Here is a 22,463-nt window from a genome sequence, read left to right on the forward strand (position 1 = left end):
AAAAAAGCATTGCCTGTGGCAATGCTTTTTTGTTTGTAACGCGTATCAGGATAACCAGTGATGGTCAGAAAAACAGCTGACTCAATGCCTCACCCGGATCTTGTGCCCGCATAAAGGCTTCGCCAACCAGAAAACCGTGCACGTTACGCTGACGCATGGCATCCACATCGGCACGCTGCAGAATCCCGCTTTCCGTCACCAGCAAGCGGTTATCGGGTATCGACGCCAATAATCCATAAGTGGTTTCCAGCGTTACTTCAAACGTATGCAGGTTGCGGTTATTGATTCCCAGCAACGGCGTGGTCAACGTCAAGGCTGATTCCAGCTCATCGTGGTCATGCACTTCTACCAGTACATCCATTCCCAGTTCATGAGCCAGGCCTTCCAGATCCTGTAGCTGCATTCTCGACAGCGCCGAGACGATCAGCAGAACACAATCGGCATTCAGCATGCGGGCTTCATAAATCTGATAGGGGTCGACCAGGAAATCCTTGCGGATCACCGGCAGCGAGCAGGCTTGACGCGCCTGCTGCAAAAAATCTTCATGGCCCTGGAAATACTCATGATCTGTCAGCACCGACAAACACGCTGCACCGCCTTGCTCGTAGGATTCGGCAATCGCACCCGGCACAAAATCTTCTCGTATCACGCCCTTGGAGGGTGATGCCTTTTTGATTTCAGCAATCACCGCGGGATCACCCGCATCAATACGGGTACGCATGGCCTGACAGAAGCCTCGCAACTGTTCCGGGTCCTGGTCCTGTGCCTGCGCTTTCAGCTCGACGACCGGCAGCTCACGCTGCCGTTGTCTGACTTCCACCACCTTGGTAGCGAGAATTTTTCGGAGTACGGTTGGTGTTTCGTTATTCACTGCGTTATTCGCCTTTGGTTTCGCCGCCGTCAGGCCGCACCATCTTCGGCCAGACAGACTGAAAAGCTGACCAGCTCTTTCATTTTTTCCAGTGCCAGACCCGAATAAATCGCGTCTTGCGCCATGCTGACACCATCTTTCAGGTTCAACGCCAGACCGGCAACATAAATCGCAGCACCGGCATTCAGCGCCAGCATATCGGCGGCTTTTTGACCGGCTTCGGTTTTACGCTTGCCCAGTGCATCCTGAATCAGTGCCAGGCTTTCCTCGGCGCCATTGACCGTCAGACCACTCAGGCTGCGAGGTTCAATCTCAAGCTCTTCCGGACGAATGATACGTTCCCGCAACTCACCCATATACAGCTCACACGCAAAGGTTGGAGCCGCCAGACTGATCTCATCCAACCCATCGTCTGAATGTACCACCATGACATGGCCCGCGCCCAACCGCTGCATCACTTCTGCCAGCGGCCGTACCAGCTCTTTGCTGTACACACCGATCAACTGGTTCGGGACACTGGCCGGATTGGTCATTGGCCCGAGAATATTAAAAATTGTCCTCATGCCCAGCGACTTGCGTACACCAATCGCATGTTTCATGGCACTGTGATGTTGAGGCGCAAACATAAAGCCCACGCCCAGCTCCTCTATGCAACGGGCCACCTGAGTGGCATCCAGCGTCAGCTTGACCCCTGCAGCTTCCAGTAAATCGGCGCTGCCGGATTTTGATGACACTCCGCGATTACCGTGCTTGGCCACTTTGCCGCCGGCCGCCGCTACCACAAAGGATGAAGCCGTCGAGACATTAAACAGGTTCGATCCATCACCACCGGTCCCCACAATATCCACCGCGTGTAACGGATGAATGGTGACGCCATGGGCCAGCTCTCGCATAACCCGGACGGCTCCGACGATTTCATCGATGCTTTCGCCTTTCATTCTCAAGGCAACCAGAAACGCACCGACCTGGGCATCGTCACACTGTCCGGCCATTATCTGTCCCATAACGTCGGTCATCTCGTCCGTCGTCAGGTCATTACGTTCGACAACCCGAGCGAGGGCAGCACGCATTTCCATATCAGTCTCCTGGTCAGTTCAGCCGCATGTGCAAAAAATTGTTGAGCAAGTCATGGCCGTGCTCAGTCAGAATGGATTCAGGATGAAACTGAACCCCTTCAATCGCCAGCTCGCGATGTCGAATCCCCATGATTTCTTCCTGGCTGCCATCGTCATTCTGGGTCCAGGCCGTCACTTCAAGGCAATCCGGCAAGGTGTTTTTATCAATCACCAAAGAATGATAACGGGTCGCCTGATAGGGATTGGTCAGGCCCTTGAACACACCGACATCGCCATGATGAATGGCCGATAATTTACCATGCATGACCTGTCCGGCTCGTACGATGGTGCCGCCAAATACCTGCCCAATCGATTGATGGCCCAAACAAATTCCCAAAATTGGCACCTTGCCGGCAAAGTGCCGGATAGCGGCCATCGACATTCCGGCTTCATTCGGCGTGCAAGGCCCCGGGGAAATAACCAGGTGATCAGGAGCCAGAGCCTCTATTTGCTCCAGCGTCACCTCGTCGTTACGAAACACCCGTACTTCTGCGCCCAACTCGGCGAAATATTGCACAATGTTGTACGTAAAAGAATCGTAGTTATCTATCATTACCAGCATGCTGTACTCCAACGGCGCCCGGCATCAGGCCCCTGTCATTCATTCGGTAGGTAGCGACCTGTCTGCAGGTCGTTATTGATCCAGCCCGGCTTCAGCCAGAGCAACGGCACGGAACATGGCGCGACCCTTGTTCAGGGTTTCCTGCCATTCCATTTCCGGCACCGAGTCGGCCACGATCCCGGCTCCCGCCTGAATATTCAGCATGCCGTCCTTGATGACCGCGGTACGAATGGCAATCGCCGTATCCATATTGCCATTCCAGCTCAGATAACCGACCGCACCGCCATACACACCACGCTTGGTGCTTTCCATCTCATCAATGATTTCCATTGCCCGGATTTTGGGCGCACCACTTAAAGTACCGGCCGGATGTACGGCTCTCAGTACATCCATGGCCGTGGTGCCTTCTTTCACTTGCCCGGTGACATTGGAAACGATATGCATCACATGACTGTAGTGCTCCACCACCATCCGGTCGGTCAGCTCTACCTTGCCCGTCTGGGCAACCCGGCCAACGTCATTACGCCCCAGATCGATCAACATCAGGTGTTCGGCGATTTCTTTCGGATCGGCCAGTAATTCCTGCTCCAGCGCCAGATCTTCAGCGGCGTTGTGACCACGCTTGCGTGTACCGGCAATCGGCCGCACCGTGACTTCACCATCTTCCAGCCGGGCCAGAATCTCTGGTGAAGAACCGACCACATGAAAGTCACCCAGATGCATGCAATACATATAGGGTGACGGGTTCAGCGTCCGCAGGGCGCGGTAGATATTGACCGGATCACCGGCAAACGGAATCTGCATCCGCTGGGATATCACGCACTGCATGATATCGCCAGCGAAGATGTAATCCTTGATCGAAGCGACTGCCGCACGGAATTCATCGGCACCAAACATTGAACGAAAATCTTTTTCCTCGACCTCGCGCGGCTGCGCCAACGGCTGGCCTATTTCCCCCTGATAGGGCTGACGCAACTGTTCGCGCAGTTGCTCGATACGCTGTTCAGCCACCGCCAGCGCGTTGGGCTGTTGCGGATCGGCCAGCACGATCAGATGCAAGGTGCCACTGAGGTTGTCGAACACCACCACTTCTTCGGACACCATCAGCAGGATATCCGGGGTATTCAGCTCATCAGCGGGGCAGCCTTTTTCCAGCCGGGGTTCGATATAGCGCACGGTATCGTAACCAAAGTAGCCGACCAGCCCGCCCTGAAAACGCGGCAAGCCGGGCAAGTCCGGGACTTTGTAGCTTTGCTGTAACTCGCTGATGTATTGCAGCGGGTCACGCACTTCCAGCTCGCTGACCGTGTCACCGTTTTCTTGCCGGATAATCCGATGGCCCGTTACCTTGATAACATGGCGGGCGGGTAATCCGATCATTGAATAACGCCCCCATTTCTCCCCACCCTGTACCGATTCGAACAGGTAGGAATAAGGCCGGTCGGCCAATTTGAGGTAGGTACTGAGAGGGGTATCAATGTCGGCCAACACCTGGCGCGACACAGGGATACGGTTGTAGCCCTGGGCAACCAGAGTTTCAAATTCTTGCGGAGTCATAATAGGAACCTGAGTGTGAGTAAACGCAATAACGGATGCATCCTTTTGTGTGATGCAGGAAATCAGGCGTTTATCACCATCGACGGGCGAGTAGCTGGCCCTGTTGCTGAGGACGATCCAGAGGGTAGAACACCACGGGCTCCCTAGTCGTGATTTAATCGAGCATAGATCATACCAGAAGGCCCACCTCCGGCAAGCCTTACAATGGTTGATTTCAGTTTTTGAGTGGTCGCCAGTCCAGACAAGGCCAACTGCGCAAGGCCGCTGCATCACGTAAACGGGCGTTCGGATTCAACACCACTGGCTGGGCGACTTTTTCCAGCAAGGGTAAATCTGCATGACTGTCGGTATAAAAGGCGGCATCACTGAATTTCAGGCCACGCTCACGCAAAAATGCCCTAGCCAGGCCAACCTTGCCACTGCCGTAACACAAGGGGCGCTGCAAGCCGACGATACGATCATTCACCACCTTGAGGCGATTACTGATCACATGAGTGATACCCAGCGCGTCGGCGTAAGCACGGGCAACATAATCATCAGCGCCAGTAATCATCACCAGTTCAACCCCCTGGCGCTGGTAGGCAAATAACAGCGAAGCCGCTTGCGGATAAATATGCAGGTGCCCGCGCTCGGCAAAAAATTGCGCCACCCGCTGCTGATATACAGACAAAGCCATCCCGCGAGCACGGGTCTTGTAATAGTTGGACAAGCGCCAGTGTGTTACCCGACCCTTTTTATAGGCACGATACAAGGAAGCCAGCGCCAGCGTCGCCTCGACCAAAGCCCAGCGCTCACGGCGTACTCGCCATTTGATCCAGAGACTGTTTGCGTCTTTGTTAATCAGTGAGTCGTCCAGATCAAAAAAAACGACCTTTACCTTGTATACCTGCATGACACTCCGCCCACGATGCTGTCGCTCAGACTAACACGCATTCAAACCCTGCCCAATGCGAATTCGTCGCGTCCATTCACTGTTGCATCCAAGGCAAAAAGTTCCGCAAAAAAAACATAAAAATGTTACATCCAGATGATTGACCTTGTGACAAGTTAATGTAGTCTGAAGACATAAGGAAATGACAGAGACACGGCAACAAGAACTGGCAAAAGATGTTTTCCAGTTCGCCAGTGTTAATGGCAACTTATTGTTTTATAAAGGTTTTAAAGACTACCGTTACGTTGAAGGGAGGTAAATATACCGATCCAGGCGCACTCGGCAAGATCCAGAAACCGGTCTGTATACCAATACGGATCTGCCCTTTGGCACGTGCGTAAAGACAACAGCGCCAACGCGATGTTGTCCGCCGGATTTCCCGGCGTAGCCTCATGCTTATTTTAACCAAGGAGCGTTTATGAAAGGTCTGGCAATCAGTTTTCGTGACATCGAACATTCAGACGGTATAGAAGCATCTATCCGAGAGAAAGCCACCAAACTTATCTCCACCTTTGACGACATCACCGGGATTCGTGCGGTTGTCGCCATGCCACATAACCACAGCTATAAAGGCAAGTTGGCTCATGTGTCGCTGGAGGTTGGCTTGCCTGGAGAAACTGTCGCGATCACCCATGACAATCACGACAACTCTGACCACGAAGATATGTATGTTGCTGTCAGGGATGCGTTTGAAAAGGCCCAGCGTAAAATCCGCAAGATTCATGAAAAACGGGTTAATCGTAATCGTCGCACGGCCTCGATTGTTGCTCAGGCAACCTGAACCTTGTCGTTAAAACCCTGTTAAATAGCTCTGAAAGCCGCTGATACCAGCGGCTTTTTTGTGGCTACCCAACATCCAGCACTGGCCAAGCGCCATGCAAGCCGGTTTCATATCCACACGGTACAATCCAGCCGTACAATCCAGCCGTACAATCCAGCCGTACAATCCAGCCGAACAATCCAGCCGAACAATCCAGCCGAACAATCCAGCCGAACAATCCAGCCGAACAACCCAGCCGAACAACCCAGACACATAATCCAGGCATAAAAAAGCCACTCCGAAGAGTGGCTGGTATCCATCAGCGCAATCGCGACCGGCTTACAGGAAAGAGAAATCCTCTTCGGCCATATCCATCAGACTGGCGGCTCCTGCTGTCATGGTGGCAGCATGCATCCGGGTACGGGGCAGGATGCGGCGGAAGTAAAAGTTTGCCGTGGTCAGTTTGGCCTTGTAGAAGGCCTCTTCACTGGTACCTGCAGCCAGCTTGTCCTGAGCTACCTTGGCCATGCGCGCCCAGAAGTAACCCAGCACGATATAACCGGAGTACATCAGATAGTCGACAGCAGCGGCGCCTACTTCATCGCGATTTTTCATCGCCCCCATCCCCACTTTCATGGTCAGGTCGCCCCACTCCTTGTTCACTTCCATCAAGGGCTTGATCAGTTTGGACAAGGCTTTATTACCCGACTCCGCCTTGCAGAACTTGTGCACGATCTTGGTGAAGGTGCGCAGGCTCGCCCCTTGCGTCATCAATACTTTACGGCCGAGCAAATCCAGCGCCTGAATACCCGTGGTTCCTTCATAGATAGTCGCAATCCGGGTATCCCGCACCAGCTGCTCCATTCCCCATTCCGTAATATACCCATGGCCACCATACACCTGCATACCCAGGTTGGTTGCTTCACAACCGGCTTCGGTCAGGAAGGCCTTGGCAATCGGCGTCAGGAAACTGAGCAGCTCTTCAGCACTTTTACGTTCGGCTTCGGTCTCGGCTTTTTTGACAATGTCGTTTTGCTGCGAGGCAAAATACACCAGTGCCCGGCTCGCTTCGTTGAGGGCTTTCTGCGTCAACAACATACGACGGACATCCGGGTGCACAATAATCGGATCGGCGGCTTTTTCCGGCGCTTTTGCCCCGGTCAGTGAACGCATCGCCAAACGTTCTTTGGCATACGCCAGAGCACCTTGATAAGACGCTTCCATCGCAGAAGAACCTTGCAAGGCAGTACCGATACGGGCGGTGTTCATAAAGGTGAACATGCAGTTCAGGCCTTTGTTCTCCGGTCCAATCAACCAACCTTGGGCACCATCAAAGTTCATGACACAGGTAGAGTTGCCGTGAATGCCCATTTTGTGTTCCAGCGAGCCACATTCAACGGCGTTTTTATCTCCCAGCGTGCCGTCTTCATTCGGCAGTACCTTGGGCACAATAAACAGCGAAATACCCTTGGTACCAGCCGGAGCACCAGGCAAACGGGCCAGCACGATATGGATAATATTGTCTGCCATATCGTGATCACCGGCAGAAATAAAGATCTTGGTGCCGGTAATGGCATAGCTGCCATCCGGGTTTGGCTCTGCCTTGGCTTTCAGAATCCCCAGGTCAGAACCACAATGCGGCTCAGTCAGGCACATGGTGCCGGTCCACTCACCAGAGACCAAACGGGTCAGATAGGTGGCTTTCTGGGCATCGGTACCGTGTTGTTCAATGGTGTTCATGGCACCGTGAGACAAGCCGGGGTACATCCCCCAAGACCAGTTGGATGAACCAACCAGCTCGGAAATCACAATCCCTAGTGATTCAGGCAAACCCTGACCACCAAATTCTTCGTCATGGGCCAGAGACGGCCAACCGCCTTCAACAAACTTGGCGTAGGCTTCTTTAAAGCCGGTCGGTGTGGTGACGGTGCCATCTTCGTGACGCTGACAGCCTTCGATATCACCGACACGGTTCAGCGGTGCCAGCTCTTGTTCACAAAAACGAGCGCCTTCAGCAAGGATGGCATCCACCATGTCCGGAGTCGCCACATCGGCGTAAGCAGGAATATTGGCGTAATGGGACGGCATATCCAGCAGCTCGTCCATAACGAATTTAATTTCACGCAGGGGGGCTTTGTATTCTGGCATTAGGGATACCTCGTCGCCTGACTGGTTTGGGTCGCCTGATGGCGCTCTGTTTATTAGTAGTCGTACCGGCCATCAATCAATGAACCAGTACGCTGTTGTTATTTCGTTGTTCCGTTGTTGCTTGATCGCCCGGTGACCGCGTCATGCGCGTGTGTTGCCGTGGTGTATCACTTGATGTTTTAAAACAACTGTTTGAAACATACGTTTGCTTTATAGCTCTGTCAAGCAAAAACACACAACAATGACTTGTCATCCCGACACTGGTAGCAGGCAAAATCCCACGCCAATACAACAACGGCTATCAACCCAGCATAGGACACAAATTCCACCACCGAGAAGGCACAATACGGATTAGCAACCATTGACCCGATATCACCCTCCAAGCAGGATAGTGGCTGCGTTTTATCAACAATCAGTATTCAATCAATACCCAATCAGAGTCAGGGAAGACGATGGCAGGCAACCCACAGCAGCAGCAACAAAAACAGCAGCAAAACCAGCTACCCAGACAGCGGTCTCTGTCCCGTCAATCAGCCGCCGGGCCGCTGTCGGACTTTCGTTGTGAATGGTGCCAGAGCTCGGTCAGCAAGAGCATCAGTGGTTTTTTGTGTCACCACTGTGAAGAAGTGCTGCGCACCCCCTATCCGGCGTGCAGCCAGTGTGGTGAGTTACTCAATAACAACGAACGCCGCTGCCAGCATTGCCAACAAACGCCACCGGCTTTCGATTACACTCACATTTTTTTACCTTACCAAACACCGGTTAGTCACTGGTTACGCCAGGCCAAAGACCGCCGTCGTTATGAGTGGCTGTTACGCCTGGGTCACTGGATGGCCCATCATCCACCCGCGGCGATTACCCAGGTCGATGCGCTGGTGTACGTGCCATCCGATTGGCGCAAGCGTCTCTGGCGCGGCTTTAACCCTGCCCGGATTATTTGTGAACAACTGGCTTCCCGTCATCACAAACCGATATTACACCAGGCGCTACGCCGTCGAGGCAGTACCCCACAACGAGGCCAGCACCGCGCTTCCCGCTTGCAGCAAGCCCGGCAACAGTTCGACAGCGGCCAGCAATCCCTGCACGGCATGCACCTGCTGCTGATTGACGATGTACTCACCACCGGTGCCACGGCCGATGCGGTAGCGACCTTGCTGAAGCAGCAAGGGGCAGCCATTGTTGGCGTCTGGACACTGGCGCGAACACCACCCCCTGGAATGACCATGCCGTTAGCATTGCATGGATGTGGCTTGCCAGAGAGTCAGGCATAATCGCCCGTTGAATCCAGACGAGGGCCGATTATGTCTACCACACATCCTTACGCCAACCTGACCCCGGAGCGGGTGATGGATGCCATTGAGTCCGTAGGCTATCTCTGTGACGCCCGGGTATTCCCGCTGAATAGCTATGAAAACCGGGTATACCAGGTCGGCATCGAAGACAGCGAACCACTGATCGCCAAGTTCTATCGCCCCGATCGCTGGAGCCGTGCGGCGATTCTGGAAGAACACGCTTTCATGTTTGATCTGGTCGAAGAAGAAATTCCGGTGGTTGCCCCGATTCAAATCGACGGCGAAAGCCTGTTCTACAGCGAGCCGTTTCTGTTTGCGCTGTTTCCACGTCGTGGTGGTCATGCCCCGGAACTGTCCTCCAATGCCGACCTGGAGTTGCTCGGTCGCTGGCTGGCGCGCTTGCACCAGGTAGGCAGCTGGAAGAACTTTGATCATCGCCCACTGATTTTGGGAGCTGAGGATCTGGCCCAGGCCGCCGACACGGTACTGGCCTCAGGTCATATGCCTCTGGACTACCACGCTGTTTACCAAAGCATCTGGCCGCAACTGGTAGCAAGCCTGGAGCAACAGATGTCTTCCAGGTCGTTCCGTACCATCCGGTTACATGGCGATTTACACCCCGGCAATCTGTTATTACGTAATGAACAGCTGTGGATGGTCGATTTCGATGATTGTTTACAAGGCCCGGCCATGCAGGATATCTGGATGTTGTTGAGCGGCGCCCGTGATGAACAGGTGTCCCAGCTCAATGTGATTCGTAACGGCTACGAGATGTTCCGCCCCTTCCCTTATACGGAACTTTCACTGGTGGAGTGCCTTCGAACCATACGCGTAATGAAACACGCTGCCTGGTTGTGCCAGCGTTGGGATGACCCGGCCTTCCCTATCGCCTTTCCCTGGTTTGACAGCCACCGCTTCTGGTCTGAACACATCCTGACCTTGCGCGAACAGCAGGCCGCGCTGCAACAGGAGCCGTTGGTACTGTTTGCCTGAACCGTTTGCCTGAACCAGCGCCGGGCCTGTTATGGGCCTGTTATGGGTCTGTTATGGCAGTGATACGCTCACTTATTGTTATCTAACACGTGTTAAGGAATTATTATGACTCGTTTAATGCTACCCACTCTCCTGCTGCCCACGCTGTTCTGCGCGGCAACGGCCGTTCAAGCCGATGGCATGGACACCAGCAAACTGTATCTCGGTGGCAGTCTCTCCTATAACACCATTGATTCTCCGTTCGGCGGTAGCAGTGCCGATGCTGGAGGCCTGCAGGGATTGGTCGGGTATGACATGGGGTCAATCGATGGAGGCATTCACACCAGCATGGAGCTGGGTATCAGCCAGACCGATGACTTTGACAACACCGATGAGAGCATCAGCGGCCTGTGGATTGCGGCGGTTGTGGAAAAAGACCTGCCGGAAATCAATCCGGAGTTATCCCTGATTGGTCGGGTTGGTATTGATGTCGGCGATGACGACGGCATTCTGACCGGCGTCGGAGTGGGTTATCGGCTGAACAGCCAACTGCAAGTACGCGGAGAGTTTGTAAACAAGGATGCTTCCAATCAATACCTGGCCAGCTTGGTGATTCATCTCTGACGTTCAGGTTTCCGCCAAAAAAAACAGCGCCGTGTGAGTACTCACACGGTGCTGTTAAGCAAACGTTATGGATCGTATTGCCAGCGATGACCACGAGGTCATCTGCAAGCGGTGGTTACCTTTGGCCTATACAATCAACGGCGACCAGAACGACGCAAGGCCGATGTTGAATAGTCCCGGGATGAGCGCTCGCCACCAAATACAAACGAACCCTCTTCCTCATTATCCAGTCCCAGTGCCAGATAACGGCCAGAAGTCAGGTCGTACAACACTTCCAGTCCGTACCATGGCACAGTGGCGTTGTAGTACATCACGCCATGTCCTTCTGCTACCCGCCATAACAGGCCACGACCGTCATAATGATCAATCACTGCCGCTTGCCAGGAATCCTCATCGATATAGAACACCCGCTTGGCATAGACATGGCGCATACCGTCTTTCAGCGTCGCTTCCACCTTCCAGACCCGGTGTAATTCGTAACGGGTGACATCCTGGTTGATATGACCGGGCTGAACGATATCGTCATATTTCAGCTGGCCAGACTTCAGCTTGTAGCTGTTATAGGGAATGTACATTTCCTGTTTACCCACCAGCTTCCACTCATAACGGTCAGGCGCACCGTTGTACAAATCGAAGTTGTCCGAGGTACGCATGCCGTCAGACGCGGTTCCGGGGCTGTCGTAGGCGATGGCAGGAGCACGGCGCACCTTGCGCGATCCGGCGTTATAGATCCACGCTTTACGGGGTTCTTTAACCTGATCCAGAGTCTCATGCACCAGCAGCACATTGCCCGCCAAACGCGCCGGTGACAGTACATCCTGCTTGAAGTAGAACAGGACGTTGTCATCCTTGTCGGGATTATAGTCGGTCAGCTTGTCCCTGAAGGTAAACTCTTCCTGAAAGCGTACCAGTGTATAGGCACCGTTTTCCTGCGGTGTCACCTGACCAATGGTACGTTCAACACTGCCACCACGATAACGGACGATATGGTTCCAGATAACTTCCAGACCATTGGACGGTATCGGGAATGGTGTCCCCTGAACGTAATTTTCCAGGCCGTTACCGCCATCCACCAGCTTGGTGGCTGTGGCGTTACGGGCGGTTTCCTGATAAATGCTGTCGCTGTAGGCCGCAGTCCGGTGAGTCGGGTACACCGGCATGCGATAACTATCCGGATATTTCTCGAACATGGCTTGCTGGCCATCCGATATGTGATCGGCATACTGTTTGTAATTACTGCTGTCGATCACAAACAGCGGCTTTTCATCGGTAAAAGGATCGACCAGTTTGCCGCCTTTGGTGTACCCCGCAGGAGGCTGTAACAGCCCTCCTGTCCAGGCTGGAATATCGCCGGATGCGGCCTTGTTGGCTCCCACCGGTGTCAGTTCTTTACCCAGTTTGGCCGCTTCTGCTGCCGGGACGGCTGCTTCAACTGCCAACATCGGCAGTGACAGAATCAAGGCACTGCCCAGTACGCGAATCGTTGATTTGATCATGCTGTATTCCTCGCTTGTTCCGCTGGCTGCCAATTAAAATGAGTAGGCTGCAGACAGGCTGATATTGTCGCGGTCTTTCATGGTGTTGTAATCGCCACCAGAGTAGTTGCTGTAGCTCACGTCAACCGACGTGGTGTTCAGGTATACAAAGCGTAGCCCCAAACCTGTGGTCAGGCGGTTATCAATAAACTGGGCACCCGGCTCCGGGCCATACCCCTTGTCATACGCCAACGAGACAATCGGAGTGATATTCACCCCGGCCAAGGCATTGTTGTAGTCGAACGACATACGGAAGCGCACGCCCCCGGACAACTGGGTCACATAACCATCGTCAGTACAGTTGTCGGTGTTGGCATTCTGGCCGCTGTTGGCTTCGTCCGTCCCTGGAACGGTATCGGCCGTACAGAAGTTGGTATCTCCGGCGGCGCTGTAAACGCCATCGTTGTTACCGATGCCATAGGCACCGGAACGGCCATAACGTGCATCATCGGTATCGGGCAGATCAGGAATAAAGCTCACCCCCACTTCGGCCACCAGCGCCGCCCGATCAGCACCCAGTATCCGGTCCAGGAAGGTGATATAGGTTGCCTGGGCCTGCCACATATCAAACTCGTCGTAACCAATGGCAAACTCACCCGACAGATCCGTTGGATCACCACCGGCTTCCGCCAGTCGTTGTTGATACAAACGGCTATAAGGTGCGGCGTTACCCGCCAACAACAGCTCGAAGGCATTCCACTGCAGAGGCATATCCGGACGATAGCTGACCTCACCGGATATGGAAGCACCGCCTTCCGTGGCCCTTGCAAAGCTTAACCCCATGACCTGAATGTCTTCCGGGTAGGCGATCTGGTAGAGCGGATAGTTACTCTCATAGGTGGCATCAGCGTTGTAATAACTGCTGTCGGATTTATTCACCACCACACCATTAATAAACGGCAAGCGGCTGTGAATATTCATGTAGTAAGCACCAAATTCCGTGTCACCCAGCGCTTCGGAATACCAGCGAAAGGCCAGACCGTACTGGCCAGAGTCTTTGGGTTCACCATCTGGCAAGCGTTCAGCCACCGGCGCCACACGCTCAGACAACGGCTGGTTGTCGGCCACTTCCTGATCCCGTGCCGCCAGAATATCCAGCTCGCTGGACGTGCCCGACAAGATCACCGGGCCACAGCCATCAGCGACAAAGTCCGAGCTTGAGAAGAGCGTACCGCAAGGGTCAGTACGGGTTTTTTCCCACTGCAGCTGATAAAAAGCCTCTACCGACAGGTCTGGCGTCAAACCGACGGAGGTATACAGCATATTGACGGGCAGCAAGCCTTCTTTCAGCTCAGCGCCCGGTTTGCGGAAGGCCGAGGCATCCACCGGGTTAATGCTGTTGATACCACCCTGGATAAAGGTGCTCTCACCCCAACTTAATACCTGACGCCCCAGGCGCACCGATACCGGTGTTTCACCGAAATCAAAATCCCCCCAGACGTAGGCATCCAGCAGGTCGTAACCACTACCGGCAGCGTCTTTGGTTTCATCACTGAGGTCTTTGAAATCGGTTGAGTCATTCATGATGGCGTCATCGTAAAACGCCCGCAGCCGAAAGAAGCCACCATAGTTTTCGTAGCTCATTTCGAGGTCGGATGTCCACTTGATCACCCGGGTGTAGACATCACCTTTGCCATAATTCAGCGTACCGTCGTCATAGTTATACGATGAGCCAGATGCACTGTTGCCCGTAGCCGCGCCGTTACCCGGCATGATTTGCTCTGCCCCCGGCTCTTCCAGTCGCCAGGCAATCCCGGCGCTAATGGTGTTGTCCAGACGCATGTCGACCGCGCCCACCGAAAACTCGGTAGCCTGGGCTGAAGTGGCTGCAAGAGCCGAAATGGCCAGAGCCAATGGAAGCTTTTTCATAGCGTGCCCGCCTGTATTCTTATTATTCATAGTCGCCTCGGTTTCTCAGCCTTATTCTGTCACTGCTTCAACAATACCCGCGCCGTCATCGACCAGAGTCGGAGCAGCAGGATCGTCAAACAGGCTCACAATATGGTTGGCGATAACACCAAAGGTCGCCGCCGTTTCTGTCGATGCATCATTGCTATCCGGTACTGCCATGGAGCTATGACTGCTCAACTCATCGGCAAGACGGAAGGCAATCTGTACCGGACTGCTGGCCGACAAATCCGAGGAGGTATCCACCAATGTGGCACCCAGTACATCGATCAGTGGGTCGGTACCCGCCAACGGCGCAGCATCCACCGCATTGGGAATCACGTGATCACCGACGGCTTCGATCAGCGTATAAGGCGTTCCGGTCGCAGTCAGTTGCGCGGCATAGTTAACCGGATCAGACGCATCGACGGTAGCCTGGTACACGTACAACAAGGATTCATAATCTGACCCGCCCTGGGTGAGATTAAAGCTATCCGGGTCGGTTAGTCCTGCCACAATCGTCGGGCCATAAGCGTCTGAGCTTTCCAGCATCTTCGCCAATCCGCCTCCGGGCACCCCGAACACTGCCGCTTGAATCGGATTCAGCGCGCTGTTGCCTGCTGCGTTAGCCGTCAGGGTATTGGCGTTATTAATCGCCACGTATTCCGTCCCCACAATGGCACCCAGTGAGATACCGGCAAAATAGATATGGCTGGCATCAAAATCCGGGGCACTGTTTAACACCCCATTGCCGTCGCCATCAATATCCATAAAGGGAATCGAGGCATTCAGGTTAAGCAAGTCCATCACTGCCTGACGGGTGTTATCCCGGGTGGTCTGGAAGCGGACAAAGTTGATATACAAGGAGCCGGAGCTGTTGGCCGAAGCATCGGTGGCGCTGACGGCTGTCGGCGCCACGCCATCTGCGGTCAAGCCAAAGTGGCGCTGACTGTAGGTTTGCGCCGTTACTATCTCGGTGACTTTTTCCAGTAATGCCGTCGTGCCGTCGGTTTGTGCCAGCGCGTACAGGCTGGAAGCACTGTTGTCACTGTTCTCACTGCCTTCGACAATCGCCAGAGCCGGTACGGCGGCAAATTCAGCCCCCAACAGCGCAGACAAATCGACGGTGTCGGTCGGCATCACACCGTGCAAGGGCAGATCAATCGCGACGGTGGCATAGCAGTTCTGGGCGAACTGGTCGGCCAGTGGCAGAGTATCCAGTCGCTGGGAGTTCAGGCCGTGCTGGTAAATCACCACCGGCCAGCCAGTGGCCGGTTTTTCACAACTGGCGACAGGTTCAACCACCAGTACCGGGGCCGATACCGTGCCTTGGGCAGCAGCAAATGGAAACAGGTCGGTGACGTTTTCTGACGGTGCGGTATAAGCCGCAGCGGTAGCAGCATCAGCGCCCAGCGCCAGCTGGATATTACTGATCACTTCCGCATCCGACTGCCATTGGGAGGTGATTACATTGGCGGCGCTCAGCTGTTGCGACAAACAGCTATCATCTGTATCGCTTGTCGGCGTACAGGCATAACCACTGGTTGGGTCTTCGCCACTGTAAGCACCGTCCGGCGCGCTGTGATAATAAGGTAATTCGATACGACCACTACGGAAAGTCGCCTGCAAGCCGTCGGCCAGCAACGCAGAAGGTACTGAAGCGCTGCTGCTGAAATCGGTTTTGCGGGGGGCCGGGGCCGGTAAGGTCGATAACAGCGCATTCCCCTGAATCAGGGCCGTCGCTGCTTCGGTGTCGCCACTGGTCATCATGGTGACGGTGGCCATTTGGGTTGTGGCATCATCGTCGGTGGTATTCAGGTAATGCTGCACCAACGCCGGAATATCCTTGTTACTCAAGGCGCTGTTGGCATTGCCCGGTGCGGCCATCGCGTTCATCACCGACGTTGAACCACCGGTAGTGAAGGTATAGGCCAGAGCGACATTCACGTCGTTACGTTGCAATACGCTACCGACAAAACCCTCTGCCAGCTGCTGCCAGCCTTCAATCGCGACTTTGGCAGAGGCCAGCTCATCAACGTAGGCATCCAGATCCGGGTCAGACAAATATTTGTATTGCGTCGAGGCATCAATCTGGTTGTCGTTGGCACCCAACAGGCTGTCGAGCACAACCACCAGATAACGGGTACTTTCGAGCAACGGTTCTTCGGGGCTGATACGCAGCACGTTGTTATTCAGGCTGCCATCGGTATAACTCACCACCTCGGCACGAATGGCCGGGATATCCTGATACAAATACGGCGAACTACTGACCAGGCTGCCCAGTTTGGGGCCACCGTCGTAGTTCAGTGGCACCAGATAAACCGAACCGCTCGGTACCTCGGTCGATAATTCACCATCAAAAGCGATATCAAACGGAGCCGTTGCCGAGAATCCATCCAGATCGTTAATGGCATCATAGACCGGGTTGTAGTCTGGATTGATGCTGCCCGTCGCCGTCAGCGGCTCAATGTCTTTACCCGCTTCATAATACAGCGTGCCATCGGCATCGGTGGCATCAACAGCCGAACCATCATCATTGGTTGGGTAGGTCTGGAACAGAAAATCGATATTCAGCGGCAGTTCTGACGTCGCCGGATTAAATACCGGAGAAACAAAGGCATCCAGACTGTCACCGCTACCGGCCTGCACCGGTGTCTGCTCAACGTCACTGTTACCATCCACACTGCTGATGTTGCAGCCAACCAAGCCTGCGGTTGCTGCCGCCATGGCCAGACTGAGAATCGTCTTGTTAACCATATTACTACCTGTCGTTTTATTGTTATTAGTGCTGTGACCCAGCAAGGAAACATCCTCTGTCACAGCGATGTCACAACTGTAAGAGGAATATAATCTGCCCAAGCAACCACACTCATCCCTCCAAAGTATGATTCCGCTGAGAATGCCCATTCCTTTTGTAATTATATGTAACAAAAGTAATGCGATCTGACGACACAAATGATCATCAAGGATCATCAGCAGTATCTACAAGCGTAGACAAAGAACCTTGATTCGGGAAAAAATCTGCTGGATTTCGGCCGTCATCCGACGCTAAAACCGCGCTCCGTAACCACACACCCCCTGCAACACCGCCGGCAACACCATGCACGGAACACAAATACGGCCGATTCCTCACAGGTGTCGTATAGTAATAATACGACCGACGGCAGGAAATAATCGCATTATGAGCAGCTACGAACTGATTCACCCGAAAACTCACCTGCGTGTTTTATCGCGCTACGAAATTCAGCAGCTACGCGATGTCAGCAGCCAGGAGCACGATCTGGTACGCCGTTGTTGCTACGCCGTCCTGAATGCTGGCAGCCAGAGTGACAGCTATATTGATATGGAAGCGGCCTATCAGCCGTTCGATATTCATTTTGAACAGGAAGATCGTGGGCTGGTATTACGACTGGTCAACCCGCCTCCCAGTGCCTTTGTCGACAACGACATTATCCGCGGTGTGCGGGAGCAACTGTTTTCGGTCTTGCGCGATGTCCTCTATGCGCAGGATTCCATTATCAAGCCCCAGCGCTTTGATCTGAACGACAGCGATGGCATCACCAATGCGATTTTTCACTTGCTGCGAAATGCCGATGTACTCTGCGCCGACCGGCTGCCCAACCTGGTGGTGTGCTGGGGGGGACATTCCATTCCCCGCAATGAATACAAATACTGCAAGGAAGTTGGTTATCACCTCGGCCTGCGAGGCCTCGACATCGGTACCGGCTGTGGCCCGGGCGCCATGAAAGGCCCGATGAAGGGTGCCACCATCGGCCATGCCAAGCAGCACAATCGCGACGGTCGTTATATCGGCATTACCGAGCCTGGTATTATCGCCACCGAAGCGCCCAACCCCATTGTTAATGAACTGGTCATTTTGCCGGATATTGAAAAACGTCTGGAAGCTTTTGTGCGCATGGCGCACGGCATTGTTATTTTCCCTGGCGGGCCAGGCACAGCAGAAGAATTACTGTATTTGCTGGGCATTCTGACGCACCCGAAGAACATCACACTGCCCTTCCCCGTTATCATCACCGGGCCAGAAGAAAGCGGTGACTACCTGCGTGCCATTGACCGTTTTATCGGTACCACTTTGGGGGCACCGGCCCAGGCCCGTTACCAGTTGATCATTAATGACGCCCAGGCGGTTGCCCAGGCCATGAAGACAGGGATTCACAGTGTCCAGCTCTGGCGCCAGCAACAAAAGGATGCCTACTTTTTTAACTGGTCCTTGCACATCCCGGCCGAATTCCAACACCCGTTCGACCCCACTCATAAGGCCATGTCTGCTCTGAATCTGTCCTTCGATGCACCGGGGCACCAATTGGCTGCGGATTTACGCCGTGCCTTTTCTGGTATTGTCGCCGGCAATGTTAAGGCCGCTGGCATTCAACGGGTACAGGAGCATGGCCCGTATCAGTTACAGGGTGACCCGAAAATCATGGAAGAAATGAACGCCTTGCTGGCTCATATGGTCGCGAGTGGACGTATGAAGATGACCGGGGAATATACCCCGTGTTATGAAATTACAACCGCTGACGATGCTGTGCAGAACGACCGTTAGGCCATCCTGCACACACGCTCAGTCAATAGAGGTTCAATACTTCAGTGATACCAGTAGGGCCGTACAGCTCCACTTCTTTATGCACCACATTCATAGGAGTGATTACCGCATCCCGTCCCAGCTTGTAGCTTTGCTCGTCGACAATGGCCTTATACGCCTTGTTCAACGTCAGGGCCCTGTCACGACTTGGCATCAGCAGATAGCTGACATCGGTTTTCAAACGCTCGAACGCTTCTGGTTTTTTGCTGCCATCCGAATGGAAGAACTTGTTGAGCACCTCGTCGTTGGTGCGGAATTCATTCCCCGTTGGATTGTGCTCCAGATAAAAAGCGTACTCTCCCTGACCGTCTTCACGGACATGATCCTTAACGCCTTCAAAGCCTTTTTCCATCCAATGGTACCAGCCATTCTGGAATGAATGCCCGGAATCCAGTTTGCGCGTAAAGGCGAAAGTTGAGTCATTGGTCGCCCCAATACCGGAGTGGCAGCCAACACAGAAGTAGTTTTCTTCGTAACTTTGTGGTCTTAGGTCACCGGCCTTGTCTTCAATAAATCCTTGATACACCCAGCCCAGAGGAACAATCAGGCCTTCTTCCATATTACCAATAACCGTTTTGGTACGTTCCGGGAAGTCGTAGCGTTCTTTCTCTTCTTTTTCCACATAGCGCTGCAAATTAAAATAAGTGCGCCAGCTGGCTTTACGGCCATATCGAAGCTCTTTCATCCGTGGAGCAATACTGGTTTTACCCTGATCATCCACATCGATATAACGCACGGTATGTACAAACTCTGTTCCTTCTGGATATAAACGTGCCGCCAAATGCACCTGTTTATTTTCCAGCTGTTTTTTGGCCTGACCCACATAGCTCATATAGATTTTGTCAAGTGGGGCCCATTCATAACGAATTAGATGGCTTTTACCAAGCTTTCCATCTTTATTCAGATCAACGCCATAGCGATTTTCATCCACTTCAGGGATAACCACATCCTGCTGCTTCATCAGGCTTTCCACAATGGCCAGGTTGATTATGTAGGTTTCCTGATCATATTCCCCCGGCTTGAGTTCACGAAACGCTTCAGGCAAGCGAATCAACACGTCGTCCGTTGAACCGTTGGTTGGCATAAAGGTACCCAGAAACGGATAGTAAGCAAATACACGCCAGCCTGTCGGGTTGCCAGAAGGGTCATGATCAAATCCCTGATTATCGAAATCGAACCAGACATCCGGGATATAGCCATCCCATTGACCGTTTTTGTTGCGATCCCATTCTGCAGGGACATTCTTCAATTTCTCTGCCAGATAAATCTCACCATGACGACTGGCGTAGTTATCCTCTCGTACATAGCTCAGGATATCTTCATCACTGATATTTTGAATAGCTTGGGTACGATCTTTAAAGACATTCATCCAAGGGTTATTAACCCCGGGTTCGGGCATGTTATAGGCCACCTGAACATCAATATCACTAAAATAATTAGGTTCTTTGCTCTCGGTATGACAGGCATAACAAGGGTTATAAGATCCACTGTCATCTACCGGGTCGGTATAACACTGAGGTAGTAAATAAGGAGTCTTGTTATCAAGGCGATCCGCGGTCAGGTAATCACTCACCTGCTTTTTTACAAGACTGCTATTTGACGAGGTTTCAGCAACGACATCAAACGCTAGTAATCCAGCAACCATAGAACCGGATGTTAACAACAAATGGAAAATTCTCACAACAACCTCACAAACGGAAAAAGGGCGGGTCTCCCCGCCCTTATAAACTCATACTGATATTATTACTCAGCGATGCCAGGGAAAGGACCAACATAACCGGTATAAGCCATGTCTTCACCAGCACCTGTGTCCATATCGCGATCAGACTCACCATATGGATGCTGAATAACCGACATCAGATAAGCCCAGCCATTGATGTTCGGGTACCAGTAAGGAGACGTGGTTTCTGCACCGTAAGGCGTAGTCTGGATACGAGTCAGTGATTCATCATCAAACTCATAAGACCAGATCACATCATTCTGGTGACCAGAACCCGTGTCTTCACCGATAATCAGCTTGTCGTAGCCAGACATGTACGTCACGTTGTCCGGGTTGGCGATGCCATCAATATGACAAGAGTTGTTATCTGCGAAACCAGTCACTTGCTCTGACTCAGAAACAGGAACACCTTCTACCAGTGAGTACATAGAGTTGGCAACGTAGTCAGAGCCGATGTCTGTATCTGCTGCTACATCCAGCTGATAGACGATGCCACAATCATTGCTTTCAGCCAGCTGAATGTCACCGCTGCTATCGCTCATGCCACTACCAACACTGGACATGCCAACGTACAACTTGCTACGAGTTGGATCGAACGTAACGCCTTCTTCTTTCTTGAATTCGATGGAAGCACCTTTTATCGCAGCATAACGACGGGTTTCCATACGAGAGGCCTGAGTTTCCATACCTTCGATCACTTTCAAACACTCAGCACCACCGCTAGCAGTATCCACGTAAGTGAAGCCGTCAGTTGCGCAAGCACCATCCGTGACATCTTCGCTGTCAAACAGGTCAGTGAAGGTCAGCTGTTCTTGTGTATCAGTACCAACAACATAAGGTTTCACATCATCATCAGATGCGTGGCCCAAGTCGATCCAGCTGATGTCTGCCGTTCCGCCATTATCAGCAGAAGTCTGTGTCCACTTGGCGGCGTACAAAGTACCAGCGGTCAGATCACCAGCGGTATCCGCAACAAACATATAGAAGCCAACGTTGGTGCCGTCATCTGTCATATAAGTTGTTTTGGAATCTGGCATTACATAAGCCAGCTCAAATGCCAGACGACCCATGGCGTAATGCTTGGTCAGATCGGTAGATGCATCTTCAGAGACTTCGATTTCGATATTCCAGCCGTAAAAGTACGGGTTCCAGGAAGCTTCGTCCTCGTAGTAGGACAGCATGCTACGTTGGCCGCTATCCGGGTTACGGGCATTCGGTTCATATTCTTCAGAGGCCAGGTGAGTGGTCCATGGAGTAACAGAAGCTGCACAATGTACCCAACCACCGTTCACACCAGACTGATCAATCTGCTTCATACTTTTAACAGACAGAGCGCCAGTATCGTCATCCTGATTCAGTTCCATCAGGAACATGGCTCCAGGAGTAGATTCCATTTGAGAAACAGAGAACAACTTGTCACCGATAGGCAACAGTGACGTGTGTTCGTTGCTGTTGGTGACGTTGATGCTACCGTCAGTGCTTTGCAGCACAGTGCCGGATTCATTAATCAGCTGTCCAAAAGTCACACCATTATAATCGGTACCGGAGCGTGCCAGAGTGTTAAAAGAGCCACCAAAGGTGCCTTCTCCAACAGTGGCTGTAGCAGCGAAAATAGCGCGCTTGTCAGCATCGGTTGCAGGTGCATCAACACCTTCAAACGTCAGCTCAGTGCCGTAGGTTGCGGTAGTATGATCGGCTACGGTCAGATCGGTGCCATCAACACCATCGGTACCGTCAACACCGTCGGTACCGTCAACACCATTGGTACCGTCAACACCATCAGTGCCGTCATCACCATCTGAACCGCAAGCAGACAAGCCAGTAGCCAAAACGGCCATCAGCAATGCTTGTAGCAGTGCATTTTTCTTTAGTTCCATAACGCTCTC

At 53.0% G+C, this 22,463-nt stretch carries 16 protein-coding genes; 5 read left to right on the forward strand and 11 right to left on the reverse strand.

All coding sequences use genetic code 11. The features are described 5' to 3' along the window. Positions 1-64: 64 nt before the first annotated feature. The 5 genes from trpC to Q8W22_RS04330 all read right to left on the reverse strand — a co-directional run bounded on the left by trpC (position 65) and on the right by Q8W22_RS04330 (position 4,997). Positions 65-871 carry an indole-3-glycerol phosphate synthase TrpC gene (trpC, locus tag Q8W22_RS04310; RefSeq protein WP_303432149.1) on the reverse strand — a complete coding sequence of 269 codons (807 nt, stop codon included), beginning with the start codon at positions 869-871 and terminating at the stop codon, positions 65-67. Positions 872-900: 29 nt separating this feature from the next. Further along, complete coding sequence (gene trpD / locus Q8W22_RS04315) at positions 901-1,947, reverse strand: anthranilate phosphoribosyltransferase (RefSeq protein ID WP_303432150.1); 1,047 nt, start codon at positions 1,945-1,947, stop codon at positions 901-903. A 13-nt stretch (positions 1,948-1,960) separates the two neighbouring features. Beyond that, complete coding sequence (locus Q8W22_RS04320) at positions 1,961-2,548, reverse strand: aminodeoxychorismate/anthranilate synthase component II (RefSeq protein WP_303432152.1); 588 nt, start codon at positions 2,546-2,548, stop codon at positions 1,961-1,963. 72 nt (positions 2,549-2,620) lie between these two features. Continuing rightward, complete coding sequence (gene trpE / locus Q8W22_RS04325) at positions 2,621-4,105, reverse strand: anthranilate synthase component I (RefSeq protein ID WP_303432153.1); 1,485 nt, start codon at positions 4,103-4,105, stop codon at positions 2,621-2,623. Positions 4,106-4,319: 214 nt separating this feature from the next. Continuing rightward, the gene (locus Q8W22_RS04330; RefSeq protein ID WP_303432155.1) at positions 4,320-4,997 is read right to left on the reverse strand and encodes an HAD family phosphatase; all 678 of its coding nucleotides are present in this window, start codon (positions 4,995-4,997) and stop codon (positions 4,320-4,322) included. A gap of 457 nt (positions 4,998-5,454) precedes the next feature. Between Q8W22_RS04330 and Q8W22_RS04335 the strand changes: the two genes are divergently transcribed. Then, positions 5,455-5,817 carry an HPF/RaiA family ribosome-associated protein gene (locus tag Q8W22_RS04335; protein WP_303432156.1) on the forward strand — a complete coding sequence of 121 codons (363 nt, stop codon included), beginning with the start codon at positions 5,455-5,457 and terminating at the stop codon, positions 5,815-5,817. Positions 5,818-6,135: 318 nt separating this feature from the next. On the opposite strand, the gene Q8W22_RS04340 is transcribed toward Q8W22_RS04335, so the two are convergent. Next, a complete protein-coding gene (locus Q8W22_RS04340) occupies positions 6,136-7,944 on the reverse strand; it encodes an acyl-CoA dehydrogenase C-terminal domain-containing protein (RefSeq protein WP_305451699.1) in 1,809 nt (602 codons plus the stop codon). A gap of 452 nt (positions 7,945-8,396) precedes the next feature. On the opposite strand from Q8W22_RS04340, the gene Q8W22_RS04345 reads away from it, so the two are divergent. The 3 genes from Q8W22_RS04345 to Q8W22_RS04355 all read left to right on the forward strand — a co-directional run bounded on the left by Q8W22_RS04345 (position 8,397) and on the right by Q8W22_RS04355 (position 10,832). After that, the gene (locus tag Q8W22_RS04345; protein ID WP_305451700.1) at positions 8,397-9,215 is read left to right on the forward strand and encodes a ComF family protein; all 819 of its coding nucleotides are present in this window, start codon (positions 8,397-8,399) and stop codon (positions 9,213-9,215) included. Between the two features lie 30 nt (positions 9,216-9,245). Then, positions 9,246-10,229 carry a serine/threonine protein kinase gene (locus Q8W22_RS04350; protein ID WP_303432161.1) on the forward strand — a complete coding sequence of 328 codons (984 nt, stop codon included), beginning with the start codon at positions 9,246-9,248 and terminating at the stop codon, positions 10,227-10,229. Between the two features lie 105 nt (positions 10,230-10,334). Next, positions 10,335-10,832, forward strand: coding sequence for an outer membrane beta-barrel protein (locus tag Q8W22_RS04355; protein WP_303432164.1), 498 nt, complete (start codon positions 10,335-10,337; stop codon positions 10,830-10,832). A gap of 134 nt (positions 10,833-10,966) precedes the next feature. Here the strand turns inward: Q8W22_RS04355 and Q8W22_RS04360 are convergent, their stop codons facing one another. The 3 genes from Q8W22_RS04360 to Q8W22_RS04370 are packed head-to-tail and all read right to left on the reverse strand — an operon-like array spanning position 10,967 to position 17,011. Continuing rightward, positions 10,967-12,328 (reverse strand): DUF1329 domain-containing protein, encoded by a 1,362-nt coding sequence (locus Q8W22_RS04360; RefSeq protein WP_305451701.1) that lies wholly within the window; start codon positions 12,326-12,328, stop codon positions 10,967-10,969. 33 nt (positions 12,329-12,361) lie between these two features. After that, entirely contained in the window at positions 12,362-14,236 is a 1,875-nt protein-coding gene (locus tag Q8W22_RS04365) for a DUF1302 domain-containing protein (RefSeq protein ID WP_305451702.1), read from the reverse strand. A gap of 51 nt (positions 14,237-14,287) precedes the next feature. Beyond that, the gene (locus Q8W22_RS04370; RefSeq protein ID WP_305451703.1) at positions 14,288-17,011 is read right to left on the reverse strand and encodes a hypothetical protein; all 2,724 of its coding nucleotides are present in this window, start codon (positions 17,009-17,011) and stop codon (positions 14,288-14,290) included. 424 nt (positions 17,012-17,435) lie between these two features. Here Q8W22_RS04370 and ppnN point away from each other — a divergent pair, with 424 nt between their 5' ends. Beyond that, positions 17,436-18,818 carry a nucleotide 5'-monophosphate nucleosidase PpnN gene (gene ppnN / locus Q8W22_RS04375; protein WP_303432172.1) on the forward strand — a complete coding sequence of 461 codons (1,383 nt, stop codon included), beginning with the start codon at positions 17,436-17,438 and terminating at the stop codon, positions 18,816-18,818. A gap of 22 nt (positions 18,819-18,840) precedes the next feature. Here ppnN and Q8W22_RS04380 read toward each other — a convergent pair whose 3' ends face one another. Continuing rightward, complete coding sequence (locus tag Q8W22_RS04380; RefSeq protein WP_305451704.1) at positions 18,841-20,430, reverse strand: hypothetical protein; 1,590 nt, start codon at positions 20,428-20,430, stop codon at positions 18,841-18,843. A gap of 170 nt (positions 20,431-20,600) precedes the next feature. Next, a complete protein-coding gene (locus tag Q8W22_RS04385; protein WP_305451705.1) occupies positions 20,601-22,454 on the reverse strand; it encodes an alkaline phosphatase PhoX in 1,854 nt (617 codons plus the stop codon). Positions 22,455-22,463 lie beyond the last annotated feature (9 nt).

The sequence above is a fragment of the Oceanobacter sp. 1_MG-2023 genome, assembly GCF_030689025.1.
Lineage (GTDB): Bacteria > Pseudomonadota > Gammaproteobacteria > Pseudomonadales > Oceanobacteraceae > Oceanobacter.

What these genes read in the sequence shown, in the direction of transcription:
- trpD (WP_303432150.1), bottom strand. Translation starts at nt 1,947, where the DNA reads ATGGAAATGCGTGCTGCCCTCGCTCGGGTTGTCGAACGTAATGACCTG.
- Q8W22_RS04320 (WP_303432152.1), bottom strand. Translation starts at nt 2,548, where the DNA reads ATGCTGGTAATGATAGATAACTACGATTCTTTTACGTACAACATTGTG.
- trpE (WP_303432153.1), bottom strand. Translation starts at nt 4,105, where the DNA reads ATGACTCCGCAAGAATTTGAAACTCTGGTTGCCCAGGGCTACAACCGT.
- Q8W22_RS04330 (WP_303432155.1), bottom strand. Translation starts at nt 4,997, where the DNA reads ATGCAGGTATACAAGGTAAAGGTCGTTTTTTTTGATCTGGACGACTCA.
- Q8W22_RS04335 (WP_303432156.1), top strand. Translation starts at nt 5,455, where the DNA reads ATGAAAGGTCTGGCAATCAGTTTTCGTGACATCGAACATTCAGACGGT.
- Q8W22_RS04340 (WP_305451699.1), bottom strand. Translation starts at nt 7,944, where the DNA reads ATGCCAGAATACAAAGCCCCCCTGCGTGAAATTAAATTCGTTATGGAC.
- Q8W22_RS04345 (WP_305451700.1), top strand. Translation starts at nt 8,397, where the DNA reads ATGGCAGGCAACCCACAGCAGCAGCAACAAAAACAGCAGCAAAACCAG.
- Q8W22_RS04350 (WP_303432161.1), top strand. Translation starts at nt 9,246, where the DNA reads ATGTCTACCACACATCCTTACGCCAACCTGACCCCGGAGCGGGTGATG.
- Q8W22_RS04355 (WP_303432164.1), top strand. Translation starts at nt 10,335, where the DNA reads ATGACTCGTTTAATGCTACCCACTCTCCTGCTGCCCACGCTGTTCTGC.
- Q8W22_RS04360 (WP_305451701.1), bottom strand. Translation starts at nt 12,328, where the DNA reads ATGATCAAATCAACGATTCGCGTACTGGGCAGTGCCTTGATTCTGTCA.
- Q8W22_RS04365 (WP_305451702.1), bottom strand. Translation starts at nt 14,236, where the DNA reads ATGAAAAAGCTTCCATTGGCTCTGGCCATTTCGGCTCTTGCAGCCACT.
- Q8W22_RS04370 (WP_305451703.1), bottom strand. Translation starts at nt 17,011, where the DNA reads ATGGTTAACAAGACGATTCTCAGTCTGGCCATGGCGGCAGCAACCGCA.
- ppnN (WP_303432172.1), top strand. Translation starts at nt 17,436, where the DNA reads ATGAGCAGCTACGAACTGATTCACCCGAAAACTCACCTGCGTGTTTTA.
- Q8W22_RS04385 (WP_305451705.1), bottom strand. Translation starts at nt 22,454, where the DNA reads ATGGAACTAAAGAAAAATGCACTGCTACAAGCATTGCTGATGGCCGTT.